The sequence below is a fragment of the Mesorhizobium sp. M7A.F.Ca.US.006.04.2.1 genome, from assembly GCF_004022915.1.
Classification (GTDB): Bacteria; Pseudomonadota; Alphaproteobacteria; order Rhizobiales; family Rhizobiaceae; genus Mesorhizobium; species Mesorhizobium ciceri.
In genome coordinates, this window is record NZ_RZQA01000318.1 from 1 (window position 1) to 6492 (window position 6492).

Here is a 6492-nt window from a genome sequence, read left to right on the forward strand (position 1 = left end):
CCCCGCGGAGAGGGGGAGAGGGGCCGGGGGGGAGGATGGGGGACGGCGCCGGGTTCGACAGTTGCCATTCCAACACAGATTAGACGCACGCAGGAAGAGGGAAAGAGATGCTCGAAATAGCACCCACGAAACAGGCAGCCGCATGGCTCGAATCCCTGGCGCAGGCACTCGCAGCCGGCGACGTGGCGGCGGCGAGCAACCTCTTCGTCGACGATTGCTACTGGCGCGATCTCCTGACCTTCACCTGGAACATCACGACCATGGAAGGCCGCGCGGCGATCGCCGACATGCTGGCGACGACGCTGGCGACGGCCAAGCCGAGCGCGTGGCGGCTGACCGGCGAGGCGACCTCGGACGACGGCACCATCGAGGCGTGGTTCAGCTTCGAAACCGTGGTGGCCAGGGGGGAGGGCATCATGCGGCTGCGCGACGGCCGCTGCCGGACATTGTTCACGGCGATGGCCGACCTCAAGGGCTTCGAGGAGCGCAAGGGCGCGGCGCGGCCGCTCGGCGTGCGCCACAAGGCCGATCCCCAGCGCGAGACCTGGTCGGAGGCGCGGGCGCGCGAGACGCGCGAACTCGGCACTGATGAACAGCCCTATTGCCTGGTCATCGGCGGCGGCCAGGGCGGCATCATGCTGGGGGCGCGACTGCGCCAGCTCGGCGTGCCGGCCATCGTCATCGAGAAGAATGCCAGGCCGGGTGACTCCTGGCGCAACCGCTACCGCACGCTCGTGCTGCACGATCCGGTCTGGTACGACCATCTGCCCTACATTCCCTTCCCCGAAAACTGGCCGGTGTTCACGCCCAAGGACAAGATGGGGGACTGGCTGGAAATGTATACGCGCGTCATGGAGCTCAACTACTGGGTCGCCACCAAATGCCTCAGCGCCAGCTATGACGAGGCCGAAAAAGTCTGGACCGTGGTCGTCGACCGCGTCGGCCGGCAGATCACGCTGAAGCCCAAGCACATCGTCTTCGCCACCGGCGCCTACGGCCCGCCACGGCGGATCGATCTGCCGGGTGCCGGCCGGTTCAAGGGCGAGTTGCTGCACTCCAGCCAGTATGCCAGCGGCGACAAATTCCGCGGCAGGAAGGTCGCCGTCATTGGCGCTGCAAGCTCCGGCCACGATGTCTGCGTCGACCTCTGGGAGAGCGGCGCCGAGGTCACCATGATCCAGCGTTCGCCGACGACAGTGGTCAAGTCGGACACGCTGATGGAAGTGGGCTTCGAGATCTTCTCGGAAGACGCACTGGCGCGCGGCATCACCACCGAGAAGGCCGACATGATCGTCGCCTCGACGCCGTTCGCGCTGGTGCCCAAGGGCCAGCGGGCGCTTTACGAGGTGATCAAGGCGCGCGACGCGGCCTTCTACGACCGCCTGCGCGCCGCCGGCTTCGCCATCGATTTCGGCGACGACGAGACCGGCCTGTTGATGAAGGCCTACCGCACCGGCTCCGGCTACTACATCGATGTCGGCGCCTCCGACCTGATCATCGACGGCAAGATCGGCATCCGCAGCGGCGTCGCCATCAAGTCGCTGACCCCGAGCGGCATCCTGTTCGAGGACGGCAGTGAACTCGCCGCCGACGCCATCATCGCCTGCACCGGCTATCAGTCGATGAACGAGAATGTCGCCGCGATCGTCTCGCGCGAAGTCGCCGACAAGGTCGGCCCGTGCTGGGGTCTTGGCTCGGGCGTCAAGGGCGACCCCGGCCCCTGGCAAGGCGAGCTGCGCAATATGTGGAAGCCGACGGCGCAGGAAGCGCTCTGGTTCCACGGCGGCAATCTGGCGCTGTCGCGCTTCTATTCCAAATATGTCGCGCTGCAGGTCAAGGCGCGGATGGAAGGCATTGAGACGCCGGTTTACGGGGCGGTGAGCAACGCCGGGTAAAGTCGACCCCCACTCTGTCGAGCTTCGCTCGCCACCTCTCCCCCGATCGACGGGGGAGAGGAACGGCGCGAGTTCATCGGCCTTGGCTCCCTTCCTCTCCCTCCAGAGGGGGGAGAGGTGGCGCTGCGAAGCGGCGACGGAGTGGGGGAAGCCGTTCGCCAAACGCGCAGCCGCCCCAAGACAGGCACAAGCTGGCGAGATCAGCTAGTCGTGCCGATGCCCAAAGTGCCTCGCCGCAACCTCGACATGGGTATGCGCGGCATGCGCCACAAACCGCTCAGTCTCGCTGACATCGTTGACCGCTTCGTTCGGCCACCAGGTGCCGCCGATAACGATGCCTTCGCACACCAGCCTCTGGTCGGCGACCAATGACGCGCCGACCGCGTCGACGAAGGTGAAGCGGCCCGGGCGCTGACGGAGCACGGCGACGTCGCCGACCGTGCCGATGGCCAGTGTGCCCAGGTCAGGCCGCGCGATCGCCTGCGCCGGCGCTTGCGTGGCGGCGCGCAGGACCTCGACCAGCGGCATGCCGAGCGCCAGGAGCTTCGACATGCAGACGAGGATGTCGAAGGCGGGACCGTCGACGCAGTAGAGATGCACGTCGCTCGAGATCACGTCGGGCGCCAGCCCTTCTTCGAGCATGGCGCGGGCGACGGCGAAATCGAACGAGCCCATGCCGTGGCCGATGTCGAAGATGACGCCGCGCTCGCGCGCCAGCCGCATGTCGGGCCGCACCGCGCCGGAAGCGAACACCGGCGCATTCGGGAAAGGCCGGAAGCAATGGGTGAGAATGTCGCCCTTGCGCAGGCGCGGCAGCACTTCCGAGCGGCCGGGCGGCGGTTCGTCGATATGCGCCATCAGCGGCAGGCCGGCCTGGTCGGCGGCCTCCAGCGCCAGATCCACCGGCGCGATGCCGCTGGTGCCGCCGGCATGCTTGCCCGAGCGAACCTTTACGCCGACCACGACATCGCGGTGCTCGCGCACCGCAGCCACAACCTCGCGCGGCTCGCAGAGCCTGAGATCGCTGCACTCGCCGACCGACACCGTCTGCGAGAAGCCGAAAATGCCGGCAAAGGAAATGTTGACATAGGCCAGGATGCGAACCTTCGAGCGCTCCATGACATGGCGGCGGAAGCCGAGGAAATTGCCGGCGCCCGCACTGCCGGCATCGATGAAGGTGGTGGTGCCGCTCTTGGCGGCCAGCCGGTCGGCATCGACGCCAAGCGACGTGCCGCCCCAATAGACGTGGCTGTGCAGGTCGACCAGGCCCGGCGTGACGATGCAGCCGGCGGCATCGACGATCTGCGCGGCGCTGTCCGCCGGGATATCGGCGTCGACCGCGGCAACGCGGCCATTGGCGATGGCGACATCGCGCAGCGAGTCGAGGCCAGCGGCCGGATCGATCAGCCGTCCGCCCTTCAGCAGGAGGTCGAATTGCATGGGGTAACCTCCGCTCGTTGCTTTGCTTACAGAGGCCGATAGGCGACCGCCTCGACCTCGATCTTGATATCGATCATCAGCCGCGATTCGACCGTGGTGCGGGCCGGCGGGTTCTTCGGAAAGTGCCTGGCATAGACCGCGTTGAAGGCGCCGAAATCGCGCGCGTCTTCCAGCCACACGGTGGTCTTCACCACATCGTCCATGGTGCAGCCGGCCAGCGCCAGCGCGGCCTTGACGTTGGCGAGCACCTGCTCGGTCTGTTCCGATATGCCGCCCTTGACCACGATGCCGTCGCTGCCGACGGGAACCTGGCCCGAGACATAGACGAGATCGCCTGCCCGCACGGCGGGCGACAACGGCACATGCGACGTTCCAAAACACTGTTTCGGCAAGGGACAAGCCTCCTCTGATGACAGGACGGGGTGCCATTGCAGCGCCCGCTTCGATCGACATTTACGCCGATCCGGCCGATCCTCATAGGGGCCTTGTTGGAAAGCAACATTCTTGGAAATCTGCGTTGCTTTATTACAAGAGCCCTTGCATCGTACGCGCTGACGGGCGGCTTGGAAGCCGCACCGCACAGACGCATTTGCCAGAGCGGAGATACCAGCAATGACCTACGACAAGAACCCGTTTCCATCAGGCGATGCCGATCGCCACGCGCTCTGGGAAATGCTGGTGCGGCGCGACATCGACGCTTTCATCGGCCAGGACTGGGCTATGGTCGAGGATGATTTCGTCGCCGAGAGCTTCTTCGGCATGCATGCGCATTTCCTGCACAACGCCGACGCCTGGCGGCTGCAGTTTCCAAGGCTCGAAGTCTATCGCGACGAATGGCTGCGCCAGGCCGAAGAGACGGCGGCGACCAAATTCGCCGAGCCGCTGCGCGAGGCGCTGTTTCGCGTCACCAACATGCGAGACATCGACGTCGACGGCGACCGCGCCGTGCTGCACAAGAAGTTCGACGGCTCGGTCGCCAAGGCGGACGGCAGCGTCGACCGGCTGAAATGGCAGACGCTGTATTTCTGCAGCAAGGTCGGCGGCAGCTGGAAGATATCAGGCTTCGTCGGCTACATGCCGCATCCGCTCGGCAGCTAGAGCCAGCTGATCAGTAGAGCGTGACGAAGGCCGGAAACAGCATGCCGGTCGCCCGGAAATGCTCGACCAGTTCGATGGCCGGGAAGATGGCGAGGAAATAGAGCCCGTCGAAAAACGTGCGCTTCAAAGCCCGCGTCGAGAACTGCAGTTCGTCATCGTCGCGGTAGAGCAGCGGGTTTGGCCAGAACCGGGGCGTGCTCTTGGTGTAGGCAAGATAGGCCGGGCCGAACTTGCCGAGCAGAAATTCGGCTTCCTTGCGCGCCGTGACGCGAAAGATGAAAAAGCTGGCAAGGCCCAGCGCCACGGCCGCCATCAGCGAGCCGTAGAGCAATCCAATGCCGACCGCGCCGACCGTCGAGAAGAAATAGAGCGGGTTCTGCGTGGTCGAGAACGGTCCCGTCGAGACCAGTTCCTCGTTCTTCTTGCCGCCGACATAGAGAATGCTCCACAGCCGCCCGACGACACAGACGAGCACCAGGCAAAAGCCGAAGAATTCGATCGTTTCGTGCCCGTCGGAGCCCTCGCTCAGCCCCGGCTTGGTGAGAAACAGCAGCAACACCGCCAGCGCCGCCGCAACTCGCACGAAGATCAGGCGCTTGCGCTGCTCGAAGGCCTGGGAAACCGGCTTGAGGGTAGCGTAGGTCATTTGGTGTTTCCTGGGGCACTGACGAGTGCCCGTGAGCAATGGGCATGACATTGATGGCGGATGAAAGGCGCACGCCCTCTATCGGCGCAGCGCCGGGCGTTCGTAAAGGACCTTTGCGCGGCCCACGACCATTCTTACGAATTTGTATGCCGCCGGACAGGCCGGCGTGAACTCGTTTGCTTACGCTGCGCGGATCGCCACCGCCGCAACCGTCGACCTCAGGACTTCAGCCATGCTCGCGCCCAACAGGCAACAACCCGCCCCACCGAGCCACAACAGGGTTCCCGACGTCACTCTCGATTTCTGGGTGATCAAGTTGATGGCGGTCACCACCGGCGAGACCGCGGCGGATTATCTTGCCGACACGATCGGGCTTGGGCTGACCGTCACCTCGCTGATCATGACCGGCATCCTGATCGCTGCCCTCGTCCTGCAGTTTGCGCAGAAGCGTTACGTGCCGTGGGCCTACTGGCTGGCGGTGGTGCTGATCAGCATCGTCGGCACCCTGGTGACGGACAATCTCGTCGACACTTTCGGCGGGCGCCTGCAGACCACGACCATCGCCTTCTCGGTTGCGCTCGCCGCGACATTCGCGGTCTGGTACGCCAGCGAACGGACGCTGTCGATCCACACCATCTTCACCACCAGGCGCGAAATCTTCTACTGGCTGGCGATCCTCTTGACCTTCGCGCTCGGCACCGCCGGCGGCGATCTCGTCGCCGAAAGCTTCGACATGGGCTACCTCACCACAGGCCTGCTGTTCGGCGGCGCCATCGCGCTCATCGTGCTGGCCTACTGGCTGCTCAATCTCGACGGCATCCTGGCCTTCTGGCTCGCCTATATCCTGACGCGGCCGCTCGGCGCCTCCTTCGGTGACCTGCTGTCGCGATCGGCCAGGCATGGCGGCCTGGGCTTCGGCACCATCTTCACCAGCCTGCTCTTCCTCGGCTGTATCATTGCGCTCGTCCTGCACATGACCCTGAAGGGGACAACCGACGAAGCCGATGAACTGTTGCTGGACCTGGACTAGGTGCAGGGCGGATGCGCTAGCATTGACAATTGCCGAAAACCCCACCGCTTCGGCCAATCGTGAACGTTCTAGCGCCACCATCCCTGCGCCTTCGTGACATCCTAGGAACAAGCCCGTGCCGGTGATAGCCTGTCCATCTCGGCAACGGACCGGACCTTTCATGCGACTGCTTCTCGTCGAGGACGACCACAGGACGGCCGACTATATCGTCAGGGGACTGACCGAGGCCGGCCATGTCTGCGACCTCCTGCGCAACGGCCATGACGGGCTGTTCGCGGCGACCCGGGGCAAATACGACGTGATCGTCGCCGATCGGATGATCCCCGGTCTCGACGGCCTGTCGATGGTCAAGGCGGTGCGCGCCGCCGGCCTGCGCACGCCGG

General features: G+C 65.1%; 7 protein-coding genes. 4 read left to right on the plus strand and 3 right to left on the minus strand.

All coding sequences use genetic code 11. The features are described from left to right. Positions 1 to 107: 107 nt before the first annotated feature. Positions 108 to 1895: an NAD(P)/FAD-dependent oxidoreductase gene (locus EN925_RS17830; RefSeq protein WP_127368510.1), complete on the plus strand. Its 1788-nt coding sequence runs from the start codon at positions 108 to 110 to the stop codon at positions 1893 to 1895. Between the two features lie 204 nt (positions 1896 to 2099). On the opposite strand, the gene EN925_RS17840 is transcribed toward EN925_RS17830, so the two are convergent. Beyond that, entirely contained in the window at positions 2100 to 3335 is a 1236-nt protein-coding gene (locus EN925_RS17840; RefSeq protein WP_127368511.1) for an amidohydrolase/deacetylase family metallohydrolase, read from the minus strand. 26 nt (positions 3336 to 3361) lie between these two features. Continuing rightward, entirely contained in the window at positions 3362 to 3727 is a 366-nt protein-coding gene (locus tag EN925_RS17845) for a RidA family protein (protein ID WP_063169591.1), read from the minus strand. Positions 3728 to 3947: 220 nt separating this feature from the next. Here EN925_RS17845 and EN925_RS17850 point away from each other — a divergent pair, with 220 nt between their 5' ends. Further along, positions 3948 to 4433 carry a hypothetical protein gene (locus EN925_RS17850; RefSeq protein ID WP_127368512.1) on the plus strand — a complete coding sequence of 162 codons (486 nt, stop codon included), beginning with the start codon at positions 3948 to 3950 and terminating at the stop codon, positions 4431 to 4433. Between the two features lie 10 nt (positions 4434 to 4443). On the opposite strand, the gene EN925_RS17855 is transcribed toward EN925_RS17850, so the two are convergent. Beyond that, positions 4444 to 5079, minus strand: a complete 636-nt coding sequence (locus tag EN925_RS17855; RefSeq protein WP_127384852.1) for an isoprenylcysteine carboxylmethyltransferase family protein — start codon at positions 5077 to 5079, stop codon at positions 4444 to 4446. Positions 5080 to 5311: 232 nt separating this feature from the next. On the opposite strand from EN925_RS17855, the gene EN925_RS17860 reads away from it, so the two are divergent. Together EN925_RS17860 and EN925_RS17865 are read left to right on the plus strand one after the other, a co-directional pair. Further along, positions 5312 to 6109, plus strand: a complete 798-nt coding sequence (locus tag EN925_RS17860) for a hypothetical protein (protein ID WP_127370062.1) — start codon at positions 5312 to 5314, stop codon at positions 6107 to 6109. 160 nt (positions 6110 to 6269) lie between these two features. Beyond that, on the plus strand, positions 6270 to 6492 hold a 223-nt coding region (locus tag EN925_RS17865), incomplete at its 3' end, for a response regulator (RefSeq protein ID WP_128336765.1).